Here is a 22,163-nt window from a genome sequence, read left to right on the forward strand (position 1 = left end):
AGGGAGCAAGCTCCCCTTTGAAATTTAAACTTCGTCCTCATCTTGGCTAAATAGCGCATCAATGAAGTCATTACTATTAAATGCACGTAAATCATCAATGCCTTCACCAACACCAATATAGCGGATCGGAATATTAAATTTATCGGCGACGGCAAAAATAACCCCACCTTTGGCTGTACCATCTAACTTAGACAATGTAATACCGGTAAGGCCAACACACTGATTAAATAAGTTCACTTGGCTAATTGCATTTTGCCCTGTGCCAGCATCGATGGTTAGCATCACTTCATGCGGTGCATCGGGATCAATTTTCTTCATCACTCGGGCTATTTTTTCAAGCTCTTGCATCAAGTTGTCTTTATTTTGCAAGCGACCAGCTGTATCTGCAATTAACACATCAACGTTACGCGCTTTGGCAGCTTGAAATGCATCAAATATCACTGAGGCACTATCAGCACCGGTGTGCTGTGCAATTACTGGGATTTTATTACGCTCACCCCATACTTGTAATTGCTCAACCGCAGCTGCACGGAAAGTATCACCTGCAGCTAACATGACTGATTTACCTTGATCCTGAAATTGCTTAGCAAGTTTACCAATGGTCGTTGTTTTACCAACTCCATTAACACCCACCATTAAAATAACAAATGGTTTTTTATCAGCAGGAATTTCTAATGGCTGTTCTGCCGTTTTAAGCATCGCCGCCATTTCTTGCTTCATTAGCTCATATAATGCATCACCATCTTTTAACTGTTTGCGGTTAGCCGCATCAGTCAAACGATCGATCAGCTTCATGGTGGTATCAACACCTAAGTCGGCTGTTAATAGCTGAGTTTCAAGATCTTCAAATAATTCATCATCAATTTTCTTACCAGTGAAAATCGATGCAAAGCCAGAACCTAAGTTTACTTTGGTTTTTAATAAGCCTTTTTTAAGACGAGCAAAAAAACCTTCTTTCTTAGGTTTTTCAGCTGTTTTTGCTTCCTCGATAGCAAGCTCTGCCGTTAATCGCTCTTGCTCTAAACGCTCAGCTTCCGCCTCTTCTGCAGCAATACGTTGTTGCTCTACACGTTCGGCTTCAGCTTGCTCTGCGGCAATACGTTGTTGCTCTACACGCTCAGCTTCGGCCTGCTCTGTGGCAATGCGTTGTTGCTCTGCACGTTCAGCTTCGGCTTGCTCGGCAGCAATACGCTCTCGCTCTACACGTTCAGCTTCGGCTTGCTCTGCAGCAATACGCTCGCGTTCAACACGTTCAGCTTCCGCCTGTTCTGCGGCAATGCGTTGTTGCTCTACACGCTCAGCTTCGGCTTGCTCGGCAGCAATACGCTCTTGCTCTACACGTTCAGCTTCGGCTTGCTCTGCAGCAATACGCTCTTGCTCTTCACGTTCAGCTTCGGCTTGCTCTGCAGCAATACGCTCTTGCTCTACACGTTCAGCTTCGGCTTGCTCTGCAGCAATACGCTCTTGCTCTACACGTTCAGCTTCGGCTTGCTCCGCGGCAATACGCTCTTGCTCTAAACGCTCAGCTTCGGCTTGCTCTGCTGCGATACGCACTTGTTCTACACGTTCAGCTTCAGCTTGCTCGGCAGCAATACGCTCTTGCTCTAAACGCTCAGCTTCAGCCTGCTCAGTAACAATACGCTCTTGCTCTAAACGCTCAGCTTCGGCTTGTTCTGCTGCAATACGTTCTTGCTCTAAAAGCATTGCTTCTTCTTGCTGTACTAAACGAGCGGCTTCATCGCGGCGTTGTTGTTCTGCTTGTTCTGTTGCTGCTAATTCAGCATCTGTGATAGCTTGGCGTTCAGCATCACGTGCCTCAGCTTGCTCTACAGCAATACGCTGTTGTTCTAAGCGCTCTGCTTCAGCTTGCTCTGCAACAATGCGCTGTTGTTCTAAGCGCTCTGCTCCTGCCTGCTCTGCAGCAATGCGCTGTTGTTCTAAACGCTCAGCTTCAGCTTGCTCTGCAGCAATGCGCTGTTGTTCTAAGCGCTCTGCTTCTGCCTGCTCTGCAGCAATGCGCTGTTGTTCTAAACGCTCAGCTTCCGCTTGCTCTGCAGCAATGCGCTGTTGCTCTGCGCGCTCAGCTTCCGCCTCTTCTGCAGCAATTCGTTGTTGCTCTAAACGCTCAGCTTCAGCTTGCTCTGCCGCAATACGCTGTTGTTCTAAGCGCTCAACTTCCGCTTGTTGGTTATCGGCCTCTTGGGCGGTCTGCTCTACTTGTTGGTTTTTATCTGACTTACCAAAACCAAACCAAGACAGGAATTTATTTTTTTTTGCCATACTTGCTAATAACCACTTATAAAAATCTGATAAACTAACGGTAATACTTTGTGTATTCGCTGCATTGCTTTAAAACAAAGCCGCTAATAACCACAACATATTGTCTAAGATGCTCATAGTAACACTTTTAGCGCAGTTGAAAAATGACACGCTACTATATGATTGCAATATTATCTGAGCTGGATTCTAGATACCATTTTTTAGTGAGCTAAATGAGAAATAAATCACCACAAAAACAAGTGAGTAATAAAGCCAGCGATGGTGTTATTAGGATCATCAGCGGGCAATTTCGTGGCCGTAAATTACCAGTAAAAGATGTACAAGGTCTTCGTCCAACCACAGATCGTATCAAAGAAACGGTATTTAACTGGTTAATGCAAGATACTCGCGATACTAGAGTACTCGATTGTTTTGCAGGTTCCGGTGGATTAGGTTTTGAAGCACTCTCTCGTTTTGCTCTCAGTGCACGCTTTTTAGAGATGGATAAACTAGCCGCCAACCAATTACAAACTAATATTGACACGTTAAAACTCACTAATGCTGAAGTAATTTGCACCGACAGTTTGCTTTATTTAAGTAACAATACTCAGCAACAACAGTTTAACTTAGTGTTTATTGATCCACCTTTTCGCCAAGGTTTAGCCCAAAAATGCTGTGATTTACTCACTGAAAATGACTGGTTAAGTAAAAACGCCCTCATTTATGTTGAAGTTGAAAGCGAGATGAGTGCGTTACAAACACCCAGCAATTGGCTGTTATTGAAAGAAAAAGCGGCGGGACAAGTATTTTGCCGCCTCTATGAACTACAGTAAAATTAGTAACATAGAAATATTTTTTGTTTCCACTTGGAGCAGACAATATTTATCCTTTACATGTGGTGCGGCTTCGGATTACAATACTGCACCATTTTTGAACCACTTGATCATTGTTTGATCAACTTGAGCAACGCTCATTATTTAGGTAGGTGAATTTTTAATGCCAGTAATTAAAGTAAGAGAGAACGAACCGTTTGACGTAGCACTTCGTCGCTTCAAGCGTTCATGTGAAAAAGCAGGTATCCTTTCAGAAGTTCGTCGTCGCGAGCACTATGAAAAGCCAACAGCTGAGCGTAAGCGTAAAAAAGCTGCAGCGGTTAAGCGTCACATGAAGAAGCTTTCTCGCGATAACGCACGTCGCGTTAAATTATATTGATCAGTATTGGTCTTGTATAAATGAGCCTTTTAATAAAGCTAAAAGATGCGCAAAAAGATGCGATGCGAGCGAAAGACAAATCTCGTCTTAACCCAATTCGTATGGTGCTTGCTGCAATCAAGCAGCGTGAAATTGACGAGCAAATAACACTTGATGATGACGGTATTACCGCAGTATTAGTGAAGCTTGTTAAACAACGCCGTGATTCTTACACTCAGTATACTGATGCTGGCCGTGAAGATTTAGCCGAAATTGAAGCCAATGAGATTACAGCTCTTGAAGAATTCTTACCTCAACAATTGAGTGAAGAAGAAATCATAGCTCTTATTGATGCGGCTATTGCTGATACTAACGCAGCAGGTATGCAAGATATGGGTAAAGTAATGGGTATAATCAAAAGCAAAGCTGAAGGTCGCGCCGATTTAGGTAAGATCTCTGGTTTAATTAAGCAACGATTAACTGCCTAATACTCCCACATACAGATGTATGATTTAAGCAAACCGAGCCATGTGCTCGGTTTCTTCGTTTTTCGCTTTAATAAAAATAGCATTTGTGTTCAAATCTAAATTGTAGAACTAAATTATCTGATATTTCGTTCACCTTATTTTCTATTTATCTCAGGACTACACTTTACTAATGGCTGGAAAGATCCCACGTAATTTTATAGATGATTTACTTGCCAGAACCGATATTGTTGAGCTAATTGACTCCAAAGTTGGCTTAAAAAAAGCGGGCAAAGATTACCAAGCCTGTTGCCCTTTTCATAACGAAAAATCCCCATCATTTACTGTATCTCAAGACAAACAGTTTTATCATTGCTTTGGTTGTGGTGCGAACGGCAACGCTATTTCATTTGTTATGGAATACGACAAGCTTGAATTTGTTGATGCCATTGAAGAACTTGCAAGCATCCTAAATCTCGATGTTCCCCGCGAGCAAGGCACCAGTAATGGTCCAGAGCGTACCGCAGAACAAAAACGCTCAGATTACGATTTAATGCTCCATAGTGCGCGCTTTTATCAACACCAGTTAAAACATCATGCTAATTCAGCAACCGTAATAGACTATGTAAAAGGCCGAGGCCTAAGTGGCGAAACAGTTAAAAAGTTTATGATTGGTTATGCCCCCAGTGAATGGGAAGGCCTTTGCCAACAACTTGGCCGCAATAAAGAACAAAAAGAGCAATTAGTTGAGCTAAAGCTGGCCTCAGAGAAAACCCCTGGCCGCCAATTTGACTTCTTTCGTGATCGCTTAATGTTCCCTATTCGCGATAAACGTGGTCGTGTTATTGCCTTTGGTGGCCGTGTGATGCAAGCGGATCAAGGGCCTAAATATTTAAACTCGCCAGAAACCCGTATCTTCCATAAAGGCTTTGAACTATATGGATTATATGAAGCAAAACAAGCGCATAAAAAACTTGAACATGTGCTCATAGTTGAAGGCTATATGGATGTAGTAGCACTGAGCGAGCAAGGTATTGAATATGCAGTAGCTGCGCTTGGTACCGCCACCACCGCTGAGCACATGCATACATTGTTTAGAACCACAGACCGAGTAATTTGTTGTTATGATGGTGACCGCGCTGGCCGAGATGCCGCTTGGCGTGCACTCGAAAATGCCCTGCCCTATTTAAATGATGGCAAAGCGCTACTGTTTGTATTTTTACCAGACGGTGAAGATCCCGATTCATTAGTACAAAAAGAAGGCAAAGAAGCGTTTGAACTACGTTTATCTCAAGCCGATGATTTTACCAAAGTGCTGTTTAATAAACTCAGCCAAGAGATTGATTTAACTACCGATGCAGGTAAAGCTAAGCTTCTTAGTGCTGTGCTTCCGTTGATTGAAAAAATCCCTAGTCAGTTTTATCAAGAAAACTTATTAGAGCACTTAGGTCGATTAATAGGCCGCACTAAAGAGCAGTTAAACAATCGCTTAAAAACACCTAAACAGCAGCATGCGATTGAGCGAAAATTTAAAATTACGCCAATGCGTCGCGCAATTGGGTTACTAATTCAGCATCCTAAGTTAGCCAATACAGTGCCCTATTTAGCTGATTTAGCACAAATGAATATTGCTGGTATCGCCTTACTTATTAAGCTACAACATTGCGCCTTACAAAATAGTGACATTACTACAGCGCAATTAATTGAATCATTTCGAGAAACACCCGAGTATGAAGCGCTCATTAAGCTCGCTACTTGGCGTCATGAGATCAATGACGACCGTTTAGAGGACGAATTTAAAAATACTTTCAGATTTATTGAAGATCAGTGTTTAAATTATCGACTCGAGACCTTATTAATAAAAGACAAGACCCAAGGGCTTACGAGTGAAGAAAGGCTAGAATGTTTAGCCCTTACTCAAGCGTTAAAAGGGTCGAAAAGACACTAACAGCTAGTCAAAAATGAATTATGCTGTTATACTGTGCTATTCACTGCGTCAAATAATACTTAGCTTGGCTTAATAAATAAGCGAGCTGGCGCCTGTTGTATCAACTTATCAGAGTGGAAGAAACAATCTCTATGGATCCAACTCCTCAGTCACAATTAAAACTTCTGATTCAAAAAGGTAAAGAGCAAGGTTATTTAACTTTTGCAGAAGTTAATGATCACCTTCCACAAGATATTATCGATTCAGATCAAGTAGAAGATATCATTAGTATGATCAATGATATGGGTATCAAGGTTAGCGAAAACGCGCCTGATGCCGATGAATTGATGATGCAAGAAACAACAACAGATGAAGACGCAGCAGAAGCTGCAGCCGCTGCGCTTGCTACTGTAGATAAAGAAATCGGCCGTACAACGGATCCGGTTCGTATGTACATGCGTGAAATGGGTACTGTTGAACTGCTTACCCGTGAAGGCGAAATCGTTATCGCTAAGCGTATTGAAGAAGGGATCAACCAAGTACAAATCTCGGTTGCAGAATACCCTGAAGCAATTACATACCTGCTTGAGCAATGGGATAAGTTTGAAGCAGAAGAAATGCGCTTAAGCGACATTATCTCTGGTTTTTTCGATCCTAATGAAGATGCTGCGCCAATCTCTGCTACCCATATCGGTTCTGAATTAAGCGAAAAAGAACTTGATGATGAAGATGACGATGATACTGATAGCGATGATGAAGACGAAGAAGAAGTAGATACTGGCCCAGATCCTGAAGAGGCTCGTGTACACTTTGAAAACCTTCGTGATCTTTACAATAAAGCACGCGACACGTTTGATAGTAAAGGCCGTTCACATCCAGAATCGCAAGCTGCGATTTTTGAGATTGGTGAGCTGTTTAAAACCTTTAAACTAGTGCCGAAACAGTTTGATCGTATGGTTAACAACATGCGTGAAATGATGGACAGAGTTCGTGTTCAAGAACGTATCGTCATGAAACAAGCTGTACAAATCGCTAAGCTACCGAAGAAAACTTTTGTTAAGCACTTTGCTAATAATGAAACTGATGCTGCATGGATTGATCTTGAGATTGCTGCGAATGAAAAACATTCTGCAAAATTAGAAGAAATCAAACCAGAAATCATCCGCTGTATTAATAAACTATGTGTAATCGAAGAAAGCACAGGTTTAAGCATTGAGCGTATTAAAGACATCAACCGTCGTATGAGCATTGGTGAAGCAAAAGCGCGCCGTGCGAAGAAAGAGATGGTTGAAGCGAACTTACGTCTTGTAATCTCAATTGCTAAAAAATATACCAACCGTGGTTTACAATTCTTGGATTTAATCCAAGAAGGTAACATTGGTTTGATGAAAGCTGTTGATAAGTTTGAATATCGCCGTGGTTATAAGTTCTCAACTTATGCTACGTGGTGGATCCGTCAAGCAATCACACGCTCTATCGCCGACCAAGCGCGTACAATCCGTATTCCGGTGCATATGATTGAAACGATTAATAAACTTAATCGTATTTCTCGTCAAATGCTGCAAGAAATGGGTCGTGAGCCAAATCCAGAAGAATTAGCAGAACGCATGATGATGCCTGAGGATAAAATCCGTAAGGTACTTAAGATTGCTAAAGAGCCAATTTCTATGGAAACGCCAATCGGTGATGATGAAGATTCGCACTTAGGCGACTTTATCGAAGACACTACTATTGATTCGCCAATCGACTCGGCAACAATGGAATCTCTTCGCGGTGCTACCAACGATGTGCTTGCAGGCCTAACAGCCCGAGAAGCAAAAGTATTGCGTATGCGTTTTGGTATCGATATGAATACCGACCATACCTTAGAAGAAGTAGGTAAACAGTTTGATGTAACGCGTGAGCGTATTCGTCAAATCGAAGCGAAGGCACTACGTAAATTACGCCACCCTTCACGCTCTGACTTATTGAAAAGCTTCTTAGATGCTAAGTAATTAGCAAATACAGATTTAAATTTAAAAGGCCGCTGTAGCGGCCTTTTTTCTATTTACAGGAAATAATTATGGCTTGGATCCAAATCCGTATCAATGCTAATGCTGCAACCGCAGATGCAGTAAGTGATCTATTAATGGCAGCAGGCAGTGCGTCTGTTACCTTTATTGATGCTAAAGACACCCCTATTTACGAACCAAAAATCGGCACTGTGGTGTTTTGGGCTGACACGACTGTGATTGGTTTATTCGAAGCTAACCACGATATGAATGCGGTGATAGCTCTATTACAGCGCCACGACGAGTTAAAAGACACCTTAGTGTACAAAATAGAGCAACTTGAAGACAAAGACTGGGAACGCGAATGGATGGATAACTTCCACCCAATTCAGTTTGGTGAAAAACTATGGATCTGCCCAAGCTGGCGTGATATTCCCGATCCTGATGCCGTCAATGTACTGCTTGACCCTGGCCTTGCTTTTGGCACTGGCACCCATGCCACCACCGCTTTGTGCTTAAAATGGCTAGAAAGCCAAGATTTGACCGGTAAAACTGTGGTCGACTTTGGTTGTGGCTCTGGAATTCTAGGTATCGCAGCTATCAAACTTGGCGCTGAGCGCATGATCGGCATCGATATAGACCCTCAAGCCCTTGAAGCAAGCTTAGATAATGCACAGCGAAACGGCGTTGCAGATAAACTCGAAGTATACTTGCCAGAAAATCAGCCTGAGTTTAGCGCCGATATCGTGGTGGCCAATATTTTAGCTGCGCCACTGCGTGAATTACACAGCGTGATTTTAGGCTTGTTAAAACCAGGTGGTAAAATTGCTATGTCGGGAATTTTAGAAGAACAAGCGCAGTCGGTAGCAGATGTTTATGCCCCTTTTTTAGCGCTTGATGATATCGCTGTTGAAGGTGAATGGACACGTGTAAGTGGTATGAAAAAAGCTTAACTTGCTGGGTTCGGCAATTTAGAGTATTAACGCAAAACCTTCATGTAAAGCCTGTAATTAACAGGCTTTACCTATTATTTACACGCCAAAAAACTGAATGATTTCTTATCACAAATTAGTTCTGTATAAAATTCACACAAATAGAGCCGTTCGTCAAACTGTTATCAAATGTCAATATGCAAAAGTCAAAAAAAAGTCACTTTTGTTCAATTTATAGCCTTTGATTTTCGACAAAAAAACCGTAAACTTAGCGCCCCTTGAAAAGAGGCCTATTGAATACAGTGCGTATCGGAACATATCAATTAGAAAACAATGTAATTGTGGCGCCAATGGCGGGAATTACAGATAGACCATTTAGACAACTTTGTCGCCGCTTAGGTGCGGGGCTAGCTGTATCTGAAATGCTATCGTCAAATCCTTTGGTATGGAAAACCGAGAAATCGATGAACCGTATGGATCACAGTGGTGAATCGGGAATACGCGCGGTGCAAATCGCAGGAGCTGATCCTGAGCTTATGGCGCAGGCTGCACAATTCAATGTAAGTAATGGTGCACAGATCATAGATATTAATATGGGGTGCCCAGCTAAGAAAGTGAACAAGAAACTCGCAGGCTCCGCCCTTTTGCAGTTTCCTGGTTTAGTGGAAGAGATTATAGATGCGGTGGTTAGCGCTGTTGATGTACCTGTAACACTGAAAATCCGCACAGGATGGGATCAGGATAACCGTAACGGTGTTGAGATTGCGAGAATAGCTGAACGTTATGGCATAGCTTCATTGGCCGTACATGGGCGTACACGCGCATGTATGTACAAAGGTGAAGCTGAATACGCCACAATTAGGGATATAAAACGTTCAGTGTCGATACCTGTGGTTGCTAATGGTGATATTACATCTCCTGAAAAAGCAAAACAGGTTTTGGACTATACGGGTGCAGATGCCATTATGATTGGTCGAGCCGCCCAAGGTCGCCCTTGGATATTTAGGGAGATAGACCACTATTTGCGAACCGGTGAACATTTACCTGTGCCTCCAATTACGGAAGTACGTGGTATTTTGATGGAACACTTAGTGAACCTTCATGCGTTTTACGGCGAACCAATGGGAGCGCGCATCGCTCGCAAACATGTATCTTGGTATTTGCAAACCCATGACAGTGACGGTCAGTTTAGGCGAGTATTTAATGCTCTCGATAATCCACAGGCACAAATCGAGACATTAGAGCAATACTTTAAAACACTAGCAGCTAACTAAGAAAGAAAGAGATATAAACAATGTTCGAACAAAACGTGACTTCTCCATTTATCACTAACCCTCATGTTCAGTCACACGAGAAACCGCAGCCATTACGCGATGCAGTGAAGAAAGCTGTTCATCACTATTTAAAACAGCTTAACGGTCAAGATGTGCAAGACGTTTACGACCTTGTTCTTTCAGAGCTAGAAGCACCATTACTTGAAGAAGTAATGACTTACACACGTGGCAACCAAACACGTGCGGCAATCTTACTAGGTATCAACCGCGGTACTTTACGTAAGAAACTAAAGAAATACGGCATGAACTAATACCGAGTTGTGATTTATCACAACATTCGTTTGAAAAAGCACCTTCGGGTGCTTTTTTTATATCTTTAAAAATCCTCAAAAAAGCGTCTAATTGCAAAATCCTCACTCTGTATACCCAAATGACTTGTGTATAAATATCGTTTTTTAAGCGATATTCAGTTAAAATAGCGCCTTTCTAAGCTAGCTCAAACACTGAGGTAATCAAACTACAATGGATACACATCGTCCAATTCGTCGCGCACTACTAAGTGTGTCAGATAAAACCGGTATTGTTGAATTTGCTCGCGCTCTTGAATCACAAGGCGTAGACATCTTATCAACTGGCGGTACTTGTAAATTACTTGCCGATAACGGTATTAAAGTCACTGAAGTATCTGACCACACAGGTCACCCTGAGATCATGGATGGTCGCGTAAAAACTCTTCACCCAAAAATTCATGGCGGCATTTTAGCGCGTCGTGGTCAAGATGAAGATGTAATGGACGCTCATAACATCTCAGCTATCGATATCGTTGTAGTTAACTTATACCCCTTTGCGAATACAGTCGCTCAAGAAAACTGCAGCCTTGAAGATGCCATTGAGAACATTGATATCGGCGGCCCAACGATGGTACGTGCCGCGGCTAAAAACCACAAAGACGTGACTATTGTAGTAAACGCCAAAGATTACGACCGCGTGATCAGCGAAATGCAAAGCAACAATGGTTCAACTACATACAAAACACGTTTTGATCTTGCCATTGCAGCTTACGAGCACACCGCGCAGTACGATGGTATGATTGCTAACTACTTCGGTAAGATGGTTGCTGATTACACTGATGAAGCAGCTGAGGAAACTAAATTCCCACGCACTATCAATATGCAGTTTACTAAAAAACAAGACATGCGCTACGGTGAAAATTCACACCAAGATGCGGCTTTTTATGTTGAAAACGACGTTCAAGAAGCGTCTGTTGCAACTGCCATACAACTGCAAGGTAAAGCACTTTCTTTCAATAATATTGCTGATACAGATGCAGCTCTTGAATGTGTGAAAGAATTTGATGTACCAGCCTGTGTTATTGTTAAACATGCTAACCCTTGTGGCGTTTCAATCGGTGACAACATCCTTGAAGCCTATGATCGCGCATTCAAAACCGATCCTACGTCAGCATTTGGTGGCATCATTGCCTTTAACCAAGAGCTTGATGCTGATACCGCTGAAGCAATTGTGTCTCGTCAATTCGTTGAAGTGATCATTGCGCCTAAAGTATCAGAAGCTGCGGCACAAATTATTTCGGCTAAGCAAAATGTACGCTTACTAGAGTGTGGCCAATGGTCAGGCAAAGCGACAGGTCATGACATCAAACGCGTTAATGGCGGTGTACTCATCCAAGACCGTGATTTAGGTATGGTAACGCAAGGCGACTTAACGGTTGTGTCTAAGCGCCAGCCTACTGAGCAAGAACTTAAAGACTTATTATTCTGCTGGAAAGTAGCTAAATTTGTTAAGTCAAACGCCATTGTTTATGCCCGTGACGGTATGACCATTGGTGTAGGCGCAGGCCAAATGAGCCGCGTTTACTCAGCTAAAATTGCCGGAATTAAAGCCGCTGATGAAAACCTTGAAGTTAAAGGTTCAGTAATGGCATCTGATGCGTTCTTCCCATTCCGTGATGGTATTGATGCAGCTGCAGAGGCTGGTATTACAGCTGTGATCCAACCTGGTGGTTCAATGCGCGATGAAGAAGTTATCGCTGCCGCTGACGAAGCTGGTATGGCAATGGTGTTTACTGGCATGCGTCACTTCCGCCATTAATCACACAAAGAGCTAACTGCATCAGTTAGCTCTTTTTGTTTGCACCAAATTCACGTATTCTGCTTATTCTATAACCTATTCTAAAAATATAATGTGAAGGAACAGACGATGAAATTTGCACTAAAATCTCTACTTGTTGCCACCCTTGCGATGACATCAACTATGGCTATTAGCCATGAGCATGGCCATGATTCAGCATTAAATAATGCAGTTAAATCAAGCGAGCGCAGCAGTGATCGCGATCAATACCGCCACCCTGTCGAAACATTAGAGTTTTTTGGTTTTAAACCAACTATGACTGTTGTTGAGATTGCGCCTGGCGGCGGCTGGTACAGTGAAATTTTAGCGCCAGCACTGAAAGAGCAAGGCACTTATTATGCCGCGCATTTCCCTGCTGACTCATCGGTGGGTTATTACCAACGAGCTCTAGCTGGCTTTAAAAAGAAAATTGCTGAAGATGAGCGATTCAATAAAGTAAAGCTGACTGAATTCGCTCCTTCAACACATTTAGACATTGCCCCGGCGAGCAGCGCAGACATGGTGTTAACCTTCCGCAACGTACATAATTGGTATATGAGCAAAGATAAAGATGCCGCAGCTAATGCCTTTAAGTCTTTTTACAAAGCACTTAAACCAGGTGGTACTTTAGGTGTGGTTGAACATCGCCTACCTGAAGCGCAAGCTGATGAAATGCAAAAGTCATCAGGTTATATGAAACAAAGCGTGGTAATCGAACTTGCTAAACAAGCAGGCTTTGAACTGGCAGCAAGCAGTGACATAAATGCAAACTCTCTTGATACAGCCGATCACCCTAAAGGGGTATGGACCCTTCCACCAAGCCTTAGACTTGGCGAGCAAGATGCCGCTAAATATAAAGCAATTGGTGAAAGCGACCGCATGACGCTGAAATTTAAAAAACCGCTTTAAATAGGATATTCGCCATGAATGTATTAGTCATTGGCAGCGGCGGCCGCGAACACGCACTTGCGTTCAAAGCCGCTCAAAATACAAAAGTAAACACTGTTTATGTTGCACCAGGTAATGCCGGTACAGCGCTTGAACCCAAGCTTGAGAATGTTGCCATTAACGTTGAAGATCTCGATGGCCTACTTAGCTTTGCACAAAACAATAATGTTGAGCTAACCATTGTTGGACCTGAAGTACCATTAGTACTTGGCGTGGTAGATAAATTCCGTGAGCACGGTTTAGCTATCTTTGGCCCAACAGCAGGCGCTGCGCAACTAGAAGGCTCTAAGTCATTCACTAAAGACTTTTTAGCTCGTCATGCTATCCCAACTGCGGATTATCAAACGTTTGAACAAATCGACCCTGCACTTGCTTATTTAAAAGAAAAAGGCGCGCCGATTGTAATCAAAGCTGATGGTCTTGCCGCAGGTAAAGGCGTCATTGTTGCCATGACCGAAGTTGAGGCTGAAGATGCTATTCGCGATATGCTAGCCGGTAACGCTTTTGGTGACGCTGGCAGCCGCGTGGTAATCGAAGAGTTCTTAGAAGGTGAAGAAGCCTCATTTATCGTGATGGTTGATGGTAAAAACGTATTACCTTTTGCTACCAGCCAAGATCACAAACGCGCTTATAATGGCGATCAAGGTCCGAATACTGGCGGTATGGGTGCATACTCACCAGCGCCGGTGGTAACTGATGAAATCCACCTGCGTATTATGAACGAAGTGATCTACCCAACAGTAGAAGGTATGGCAAGCGAAGGCCATCCTTACACTGGCTTCCTCTATGCTGGTTTGATGATCGATGACTCTGGGACCCCTAAAGTAATCGAATACAACTGTCGTTTTGGTGATCCTGAAACACAACCTATGATGCTTCGTTTACAGTCTGACTTAGTTGAACTGATTGAAGCAGCTAATCGTGTTGAACTTGATAAAACGACGATTGAGTTTGACTCACGCGCAGCAGTGGGTGTGGTACTTGCAGCTCAAGGCTACCCTGATAACTACCCAAAAGGTGATGCAATCAGTGGTCTAAAAGTAACCTACCCAGAAGGCGAAAAAGTCTTCCATGCGGGTACTAAGCAAGACGGCGATAACGTAGTGACTGCCGGTGGCCGAGTATTATGTGCAACGGCACTAGGTAACACAGTGACCGAAGCGCAGCAACGTGCCTACCAACTAGTTGATGAAATTAGCTGGCAAGGTATGGAATACCGTACAGATATTGCTTATCGCGCTATCGCTCGGGAAAAATAGCGCATTGGTATAACCAGTTACTATTTAATAAAAGCGCAGTTTATCTGCGCTTTTTAGTGCTACACTAATTTCAAGGACTAAAAAAAGAACGCTGACAATTGAAAAATAACCATCTTCGCTATCGCTTTATTGCCGTTTTAATACTACTTTTCTTGTTCTATGTAATTGCTAATTTCGCAAGTCATTTAGTCACGCCCACTAGATATACAATCGACAAAACAACTCCCATATATTTATCCCAAAGTTATCTCATTGATGATACAAAAAATCTGCATACTCAGCAGATTTTAGACAACCTAAATAGCTTTACAGCAAAACCTTTTGAGCATATCGATTGGAACTTCACGCCACGTAATTACTGGTTACTAGTAGATCTAGATAATCGTAGCCAACAAAATGAAAAAATTGTCGCTCATTTTGATAATCCAATGGTTGATCATTTAACTGTCTATCACCTAGATAGTCACAATAATATTATAACGACCACTCGACTTGGTGATTTGGAATCTGAACTCTCTCTTTTTCAATACAGCGTGCCGCATATTCGGCTAACAATTACTGCGCAGAGTAAACAAAAGCTACTACTGAAAGTTGATACAACCGGCATAAGTAAAACCCCTGTCAATTTATATGGCGAAGCAGAGTTTCAGGATTTAACCCGCTCACAAACCGCTATTTGGGGAATATTTGTGGGTGTACTTATTATGGCGGCACTTTATAACTTAGTGCTGTTTTTTGGTATTAAAGATCGCGTGTACTTAATCTATATTGGTTACATTATTAGTGCCATCATTTTAATGGGGGGTGTACTTGGTTTTGGTTTTTATCTTTGGCCACTAAGTTGGCAGCTATTTTTTCAAAAATATATTGTTGTTAGCAACTATGCAATTGCTTTATTTACCTTAGCATTCTGCACTATGTTTTTGCGTTACCATAAAGAGCAATGCTGGCGTTATAAACTCAGTATATATTTAATGCTTTTAATGTTTTGTCTAGGTATAAGTTGTTTTTTCATAGCTGAAAATATTGCTGCACCGATATTTTTTGCTGTGTTGGTATTGTTGTACATCGTCTGTATTATTATGATTTACAGAAAATTACGTAGTGGCTTCCGATGGGCTAAGTTCTATGTTGTTTCATGGATACCTCTTATTATTGGTGCAGCCATTCAACCGCTTGAATTAACTGGCGTATTACCTTATAGCTTTGCTATACGCCACGCATTTTTAGTTGCAATACTATGTGAGGTGGTATTAATGGCTATGGCACTTGCGGATAGAGTGCGCTATCAACGAGAAAAGGCGCTGTATCACGCCACTCATACAGAGCAAACCAAACTATTAAATAGTGCCATGCTAAAACAAGCCTATATGAGTTTACAACTCAAGCAGCGCAGAGCAAGCTTATGCTTAATTAGAATTACTGATTTTCATTCACTCAGTCATATTTTAAATCAAACTCAAAGTAGTCAACTTGTTGTTGCTATTGCTAAATCTCTTGAGCTGCAACTGAGTAAAGAGCGTGAATTTATCAATTTAGAGAGCAATCTAGATACCTGTCCGCGGATAGCCGATTTGAGCAACGGTGTGCTGGCATTCATTTCAATTAAAACTCAAAGTGCACAATCACTGCATGATAAGTTAACCAAAATTCGTAAAAGCTTACCTAAACATCATCCGGTGCAAGGGTTTGATTTACAATTAAGCTACGCAATGGGATATTGTATTCTCGACGGTGAAAGTGGCTTTGATACATGGTTGCAAAATGGCTATTTTTCACTAACCGAAGCGCCACAAACAAGCTATCCAAATAATCAGTCAAAATTAATACCTGTCACTATGAACATTAGCTTAGCGGCTGCATTTCAAAATGCCTTAAAAACGAACCAGTTAACTATTTATCATCAGCCGCAAATAGATTTACGCACCGGCCAAACGATTGGCAGTGAAGCCTTATTGCGCTGGCCTAATGCACCTTATGAGCAAATCAATATAGAGGCTTTAATCCTATTAGCCGAACGTACTGGTCTTATCAATAAACTCACACTGTGGGTGCTAGAGCAAGCCTGCCAAGATATCGCTAAGTTTAATCACGCAGGTTTTTTTAAGCATAAAGTAAGCGTTAATTTAAGTGCTAAAAACTTAATGATCCATAATTTAATTGAAAAAATTGAAAACACCTTACTCAAACACAATGTTCCTGCCAAACAACTTAAGTTTGAACTTACTGAGTCAGCTTTAATTGCAAACCAACAGCAAATGATTCACTTAGTTGAACAATTAACCCGCCTTGGTATTGAAGTGATTTTAGATGATTTTGGTACTGGCTATTCGTCACTAAATTGTTTTGTTAGCTACAACTTTTCAACCTTAAAAATAGATAAATCATTTATTATAGGTCTCCCTACTCACAGTGCTAATAGAGTAATTGTTAAGGCTGCGATAGAAATGGCTCATAGCCTAGGTTTAAAAGTCACTGCCGAGGGAGTTGAAGATGTAACAACACAACAACTTTTAAAGGCCATGGAGGCAGACTACGGGCAAGGGTACTATTACTCCAAAGCCATCGCTGTGGATGACTATTTGTTGTGGTTAGCTGAAAATAAACAAGCGAATTAAGTAAAATTGCCACATGTTTAAGGATTACTGATAGAATCCTCTTTTTCACATCTTTAGGGGCGTAAAGATGCAAGGCACTATCAAAAAATTAAAATCATCGCTAACACAACCGATTCAGTATCATTTGCCTGTGGGTGATGAGTTGGTCGATCTTAATGCCTATATTGGCAAGCAGCTTACACTGACTTTTAATGGCGCTATTGTATGTTCTAGCTGCGGTAAAAAAACCAAAAAAAGTTACTCGCAAGGTCATTGTTTTGTATGTATGCGTAAGCTTGCTAGCTGCGATATGTGTATTATGAAACCTGAAACATGTCACTTTGACCAAGGTACTTGCCGTGAACCACAGTGGGGCGAAGAAAACTGTATGATCCCACATTATGTCTATCTTGCGAACACGTCAGGGCTGAAAGTGGGGATCACCCGTCATACACAAATTCCAACCCGCTGGATTGACCAAGGTGCAACGCAAGCACTGCCAATATTCAAAGTACAAACGCGCTTACAATCTGGATTAGTTGAAGTTGCCTTAGCACAATTTATTGCCGATAAAACCAATTGGCGTAATATGCTCAAAGGACAAAGCGATGTCCTTGATTTAAAAGCTGCTGCGGCAGAACTTATTCCACAAATTGCCGATAAACTAAATGAACTTGCAGAGCTCTTTGGTGCTACTGCGATAGAACAACTTGATGAAGAAGTGGTTGATTTAGAGTTCCCTGTTACCGCCTACCCAACTAAAATTAGCTCTTTTAATTTTGATAAAGAGCCAGTTGTGAGTGGTATTCTAAACGGTATTAAAGGCCAGTACTTGATCTTTGATACTGGCGTTATCAACATTCGTAAATTTACCTCTTACGATATCACCGTAGGTTGATTTTGCAGCTGATAAAACTCTAACCATTGCCGCTGCGTTAACGGGCGGCAATAGTAATAGCCTTGGATCACATCGCAGCCTAGCTCCAATAAGTAACTATACTGAGCAAGCTTTTCAACCCCTTCAGCGATAACTTTTAAATTAAGACTATTCGCCATTGCCACTATCGCGGCAACAATCTCACTATTACCGTATTCATCGGGTACTTTAGCAATAAAGCTGGCATCTATTTTTAGTGTATCTATGGGTAATTTTGTAAGGTAACTCAGTGCCGAATAGCCGGTACCAAAATCATCTAGCGCAATCTGTACGCCGATTTTTTTAAGTTGCCACAATTCTCTTTTCGCCTGACTAAATGAGCTAATAAAACTACTTTCTGTTAACTCTATTTCAAGACAATTTCCCGATAAATTATAGCGCTGGAGCATTTTCTCAACGCTACTTGATAAACTCCCCTGACTAAGATGGCAAGCTGAGATATTAATTGCCAACCGACCAGCCGTTATTCCTTGTTGTTGCCATAACGCCAATTGCATGCCAGCGTTATTGAGCACCCAGAGATCCAGCTTTACAATTAGACCTAGTTCTTCCGCCAATGGGATAAACTGTGCAGGCGATATTATGCCAAGCGCGGGATCTTGCCAACGTAAGAGTGCTTCAACACCTTTGATAGCTTTACTTCTTAAACACTGTTTAGGCTGAAAATACAGTTCAAACTCATCATTTTCGAGCGCATATTGAAACCGGCTCATCATCGCAAAGCGCTCTAAAGAGCGTGCATTCATCGATGGCTTAAATAACTGAAATGAGTTTCTACCCACTTCTTTAGAGCGATACATGGCAATATCAGCGTGTTTTAGTAAAGTTTCACTATCGAGACCATCATCAGGATAGACCGCAGCACCGATTGATGCCGTCGCGCCTACCTCAAGACCTTCGAGCTGAAAAGGAGTGTTTAAGTTATTTAAAATTTGATCGGCTAAACTAATCACTGCGCTAATATCATCAATCTCGCATAGCACCACAAATTCGTCGCCACCTAATCGCGCTAAAGTATCACCTTCACACAATACGTTTTGCAGCCGTATTGCCACCATTTTTAATAACTCATCCCCCGCACTATGCCCTAAGCTATCATTGATTTCTTTAAACCGATCTAGGTCAATAAACATCACTGCTAACATGTCGTTATTTCGATGTGCAGCAGCTAATGCCATGGTTAATCTGTCATTAAATAAGCGTCTATTAGGTAAGCCTGTTAGCTCATCAAAATAAGCTAACTGAACAATTTTGTCTTCTGCAGTTTTACGTTCAGTGATATCGCTAAAAATCGCCGCATACACTAGCTCATCATCATTTGGCTCGCGGATAGCAATAATAGTTAGCCATTCAACATACAAATCACCATTTTTTTTACGATTGCATATTTCCCCTTGCCACACACCAGTTTGGGTAATTGATTGCCACATTTTTACGTAGAAATTTTTACCGTGCTTTCCGGAGCTTAGAATTCTAGGGTGTTTGCCGACCACTTCATATTCTTGATAGCCGGTAAGCGCGGTAAAAGCAGGATTAACCTGCATGATCACACCATTTTGTTGGGTGATCATAATACCATCTAGCGAGGCATCGATTATTTTATTCGCGAGATACAAATTACGCTGTGAATGCTGAAGGTCTATATCACGTTGTTCAAGTACTTTTTCAAGCTCACTGTAATAGGCGCTTTCTATTTCATTAACAAGATGCTCAATGGCGAGCACTCCCTTAATCTCCAAATCATCAGTGACCACTAAATGACGCACATTGTTGGTAGACATTAATCGATACGCATCGAATAAACTGCTTTTTGAGCTTACCCGATACAAGGGCCAACTTGCAAAACTCCAACATGACGCATTACTATCGGGTTCGACGATCAAATGCAGTAAATCTCGCTGGGTGATAATGCCATGTTCGTCTTGCTGCTGGTTATACACTAAAATAACTTGGGCGGTTCGCTCGCGCATCATTTCAACGCCTTCACTGAGCATCAAATAACTAGGTACCACTAACACATTTTTATGATATTGCTCTTTGATTGGTCTAAATTGTAAATAGTGATCAAGCCCTTGATTACGTACAATATCACTGATACTAATAACGCCGCATGGTAGATCATTGTTATCAATAACTAATAAATGGCGAACATTGTGTTGATAAAAAATAAGCGCGGCATCACACAATAATTGCTGACAGGAGATTTTCAATACCGGACTGCTCATTACGCTTTGAATTTCAATATGTTTAAGGTTGCTGTCAGTAAAGTCTAGTTTAATGCAATCGGCTTCTGTCCAAATACCAACGATTGCTTGCTGTCGTTTTACAAAAATTGCGCTTATATTATGAACCTGCATCAACCGTACAGCATCAACTAAAGAGGTATCGGTGGAACAACATACTAATTTCCTAGAAAAAATATCTGATACCTGTTGAGGGTGGCGAGTTTGTTTCATAATATTCGTCCTTAGTATAATACGAACTATAATTATATTATTATATTGCTCGCGCTATTTGATACAGGACAATAAATGCATGCATACTTACTTCCCTTACTTGATATGTAGTGACAACGAGCTAGAAATTATTAATGAACAACGAGATTTAAATGACTATCTACACAGTTTAACCGCTGAACAACAGCAACACTGTGTGATATTGAATAAACAAGGCGAATATTTTGATTTAGCATTTAACCTTGCAACACCGCTGACTAACATAGAGTTAGCTCGCAGAGTAACGCAGCACTTAGCACAAGAAGGACACTGCTGCTTAACTAAAATAACGAGCCTAACAGCTCCACAAGCATTTGATCTATTAGGAATAAAATAGCACGTTTAGTTGCATCAGCCGTTTTATCCATGAGTTTAGTCGCGTGTGGTGGCAGCGATAACAATAAAGATCAGCAAACCCCACTAGCGACTTCTACACCGGTAACCTAGTATTTACAGTTTATTTATTACAAATAAAGAAAAAGGTTACTACCATGAACACGCCTTTAATATTGATTTAACGCATATCGTTTACAGTGATAAAAATGATATTATAAACATCTCGTTATACTCAGCTCAGTAAGGCAGATAGCAATGAGTACACCTAATTTATCAAGACGCATGCGCAGGCTTCGCCACAGTGATGCAATGCGACAGCTAGTACGCGAATTTGATTTTAATATTGGCGATCTTATCCATCCTATTTTTATCGAAGAGTCGTTAACTGAAAGTCTAGAAATATCCACTATGCCTGGTATACAGCGCATTCCTGAACATGCATTAGCCCAAGAGATTACTGAACTGCATAGATTAGGAATTCAGTATGTTATGCCTTTTGGCATATCGCATCATAAAGACAGTGTTGGCAGTGATACATGGCACGATGATGGTTTACTGGCACGTATGATTAAAACAATCAAACAAACATGCCCCGAGATGATGGTAATACCCGACATTTGTTTTTGTGAATATACAGATCATGGACACTGTGGCGTTGTTGAAGATAATCAAGTTTGTAACGACCAAACTGTTGCTAACCTTGTAAAGCAGAGTGTATGCGCAGCAAAAGCAGGTGCCGATATGCTAGCCCCATCTGCGATGATGGATGGTCAAGTTAAAGCTATTCGAGCAGGCCTTGACAATGCAGGGTTTGAACATGTTGCCATTTTAGCTCACGCCATTAAATTTGCTTCATCTTTCTATGGTCCATTTAGAGCTGCTGTTGATTGTGAATTAAGTGGTGATCGCAAAGGCTATCAAATGGATTACGCAAATATTCGTCAAGCGCTTCAAGAAGCCCTTCTTGATGAACAAGAAGGCGCTGATATTCTAATGGTGAAACCAGGCACGCCCTATCTTGATGTCCTTAGCAGCTTGAGAGAGAAAACAAACTTACCTTTAGCTGCCTACCAAGTTGGTGGTGAGTATGCCGCTATTAAATTTGCAGCATTAGCAGGTGCCCTTGATGAAAAGAAAGTGGTATTTGAAACACTGACCGGCTTCAAACGTGCAGGCGCTGATTTAATAGTGAGTTATTATACAAAACAAGTTGCACAGTGGTTAAAAGAATAACCGTGGTAATTTTTAGGGCATGTAACATTTTAGAACACGCTAACCCTATATTGGCTTAGTTTAAACCTACGTAAATATCTTAACGTGTTACATGCGCAAAAATTAAAAAACAAAACTTGATCTCGTAAATCATAATTTGTCTTGTTTTATAGAGTGAGGATAAGTAATGTTTGCTGTGTTTTTACAAATATTG

At 41.5% G+C, this 22,163-nt stretch carries 17 protein-coding genes; 15 read left to right on the forward strand and 2 right to left on the reverse strand.

Annotated elements, in window-relative coordinates; genetic code table 11:
• Positions 1 to 24: 24 nt before the first annotated feature.
• A complete protein-coding gene (ftsY, locus tag H5182_RS04895; protein WP_182759617.1) occupies positions 25 to 2,280 on the reverse strand; it encodes a signal recognition particle-docking protein FtsY in 2,256 nt (751 codons plus the stop codon).
• Positions 2,281 to 2,492: 212 nt separating this feature from the next.
• On the opposite strand from ftsY, the gene rsmD reads away from it, so the two are divergent.
• The 13 genes from rsmD (at position 2,493) to H5182_RS04960 (ending at position 17,867) form a co-directional block, all read left to right on the forward strand.
• Positions 2,493 to 3,092: a 16S rRNA (guanine(966)-N(2))-methyltransferase RsmD gene (gene rsmD, locus H5182_RS04900; protein ID WP_182759618.1), complete on the forward strand. Its 600-nt coding sequence runs from the start codon at positions 2,493 to 2,495 to the stop codon at positions 3,090 to 3,092.
• Positions 3,093 to 3,255: 163 nt separating this feature from the next.
• Positions 3,256 to 3,471: a 30S ribosomal protein S21 gene (gene rpsU / locus H5182_RS04905; RefSeq protein WP_002957797.1), complete on the forward strand. Its 216-nt coding sequence runs from the start codon at positions 3,256 to 3,258 to the stop codon at positions 3,469 to 3,471.
• A 20-nt stretch (positions 3,472 to 3,491) separates the two neighbouring features.
• A complete protein-coding gene (locus H5182_RS04910; RefSeq protein ID WP_145234803.1) occupies positions 3,492 to 3,938 on the forward strand; it encodes a GatB/YqeY domain-containing protein in 447 nt (148 codons plus the stop codon).
• A 169-nt stretch (positions 3,939 to 4,107) separates the two neighbouring features.
• The gene (dnaG, locus tag H5182_RS04915; RefSeq protein WP_145234801.1) at positions 4,108 to 5,862 is read left to right on the forward strand and encodes a DNA primase; all 1,755 of its coding nucleotides are present in this window, start codon (positions 4,108 to 4,110) and stop codon (positions 5,860 to 5,862) included.
• A gap of 131 nt (positions 5,863 to 5,993) precedes the next feature.
• Complete coding sequence (rpoD, locus tag H5182_RS04920; RefSeq protein WP_145234798.1) at positions 5,994 to 7,835, forward strand: RNA polymerase sigma factor RpoD; 1,842 nt, start codon at positions 5,994 to 5,996, stop codon at positions 7,833 to 7,835.
• A 68-nt stretch (positions 7,836 to 7,903) separates the two neighbouring features.
• Positions 7,904 to 8,785: a 50S ribosomal protein L11 methyltransferase gene (prmA, locus tag H5182_RS04925; protein WP_145234796.1), complete on the forward strand. Its 882-nt coding sequence runs from the start codon at positions 7,904 to 7,906 to the stop codon at positions 8,783 to 8,785.
• 281 nt (positions 8,786 to 9,066) lie between these two features.
• Positions 9,067 to 10,038, forward strand: coding sequence for a tRNA dihydrouridine synthase DusB (gene dusB, locus H5182_RS04930; protein WP_182731350.1), 972 nt, complete (start codon positions 9,067 to 9,069; stop codon positions 10,036 to 10,038).
• A gap of 20 nt (positions 10,039 to 10,058) precedes the next feature.
• On the forward strand, positions 10,059 to 10,349 hold the full coding sequence (gene fis, locus H5182_RS04935) for a DNA-binding transcriptional regulator Fis (protein WP_002957804.1): 291 nt from the start codon (positions 10,059 to 10,061) through the stop codon (positions 10,347 to 10,349).
• Between the two features lie 211 nt (positions 10,350 to 10,560).
• Positions 10,561 to 12,147: a bifunctional phosphoribosylaminoimidazolecarboxamide formyltransferase/IMP cyclohydrolase gene (gene purH / locus H5182_RS04940; RefSeq protein ID WP_182717208.1), complete on the forward strand. Its 1,587-nt coding sequence runs from the start codon at positions 10,561 to 10,563 to the stop codon at positions 12,145 to 12,147.
• Positions 12,148 to 12,255: 108 nt separating this feature from the next.
• Positions 12,256 to 13,074 carry a class I SAM-dependent methyltransferase gene (locus H5182_RS04945; protein WP_145234789.1) on the forward strand — a complete coding sequence of 273 codons (819 nt, stop codon included), beginning with the start codon at positions 12,256 to 12,258 and terminating at the stop codon, positions 13,072 to 13,074.
• Positions 13,075 to 13,088: 14 nt separating this feature from the next.
• Complete coding sequence (purD, locus tag H5182_RS04950; protein ID WP_182734541.1) at positions 13,089 to 14,372, forward strand: phosphoribosylamine--glycine ligase; 1,284 nt, start codon at positions 13,089 to 13,091, stop codon at positions 14,370 to 14,372.
• A 98-nt stretch (positions 14,373 to 14,470) separates the two neighbouring features.
• Entirely contained in the window at positions 14,471 to 16,990 is a 2,520-nt protein-coding gene (locus H5182_RS04955) for an EAL domain-containing protein (RefSeq protein ID WP_145234785.1), read from the forward strand.
• A gap of 67 nt (positions 16,991 to 17,057) precedes the next feature.
• Positions 17,058 to 17,867 (forward strand): DUF2797 domain-containing protein, encoded by an 810-nt coding sequence (locus tag H5182_RS04960; RefSeq protein ID WP_145234783.1) that lies wholly within the window; start codon positions 17,058 to 17,060, stop codon positions 17,865 to 17,867.
• Here H5182_RS04960 and H5182_RS04965 read toward each other — a convergent pair.
• On the reverse strand, positions 17,846 to 20,362 hold the full coding sequence (locus H5182_RS04965) for an EAL domain-containing protein (RefSeq protein WP_182759619.1): 2,517 nt from the start codon (positions 20,360 to 20,362) through the stop codon (positions 17,846 to 17,848). The genes H5182_RS04960 and H5182_RS04965 overlap by 22 nt on opposite strands.
• Positions 20,363 to 20,441: 79 nt before the next feature.
• On the opposite strand from H5182_RS04965, the gene H5182_RS04970 reads away from it, so the two are divergent.
• The gene (locus H5182_RS04970; protein ID WP_145234779.1) at positions 20,442 to 20,738 is read left to right on the forward strand and encodes a DUF4144 family protein; all 297 of its coding nucleotides are present in this window, start codon (positions 20,442 to 20,444) and stop codon (positions 20,736 to 20,738) included.
• A 254-nt stretch (positions 20,739 to 20,992) separates the two neighbouring features.
• Positions 20,993 to 21,970, forward strand: a complete 978-nt coding sequence (gene hemB, locus H5182_RS04975; protein ID WP_182759620.1) for a porphobilinogen synthase — start codon at positions 20,993 to 20,995, stop codon at positions 21,968 to 21,970.
• The last annotated feature ends 193 nt before the right edge of the window (positions 21,971 to 22,163 follow it).

This window comes from Pseudoalteromonas sp. SG44-17 (assembly GCF_014164235.1).
Lineage (GTDB): Bacteria > Pseudomonadota > Gammaproteobacteria > Enterobacterales > Alteromonadaceae > Pseudoalteromonas > Pseudoalteromonas rhizosphaerae.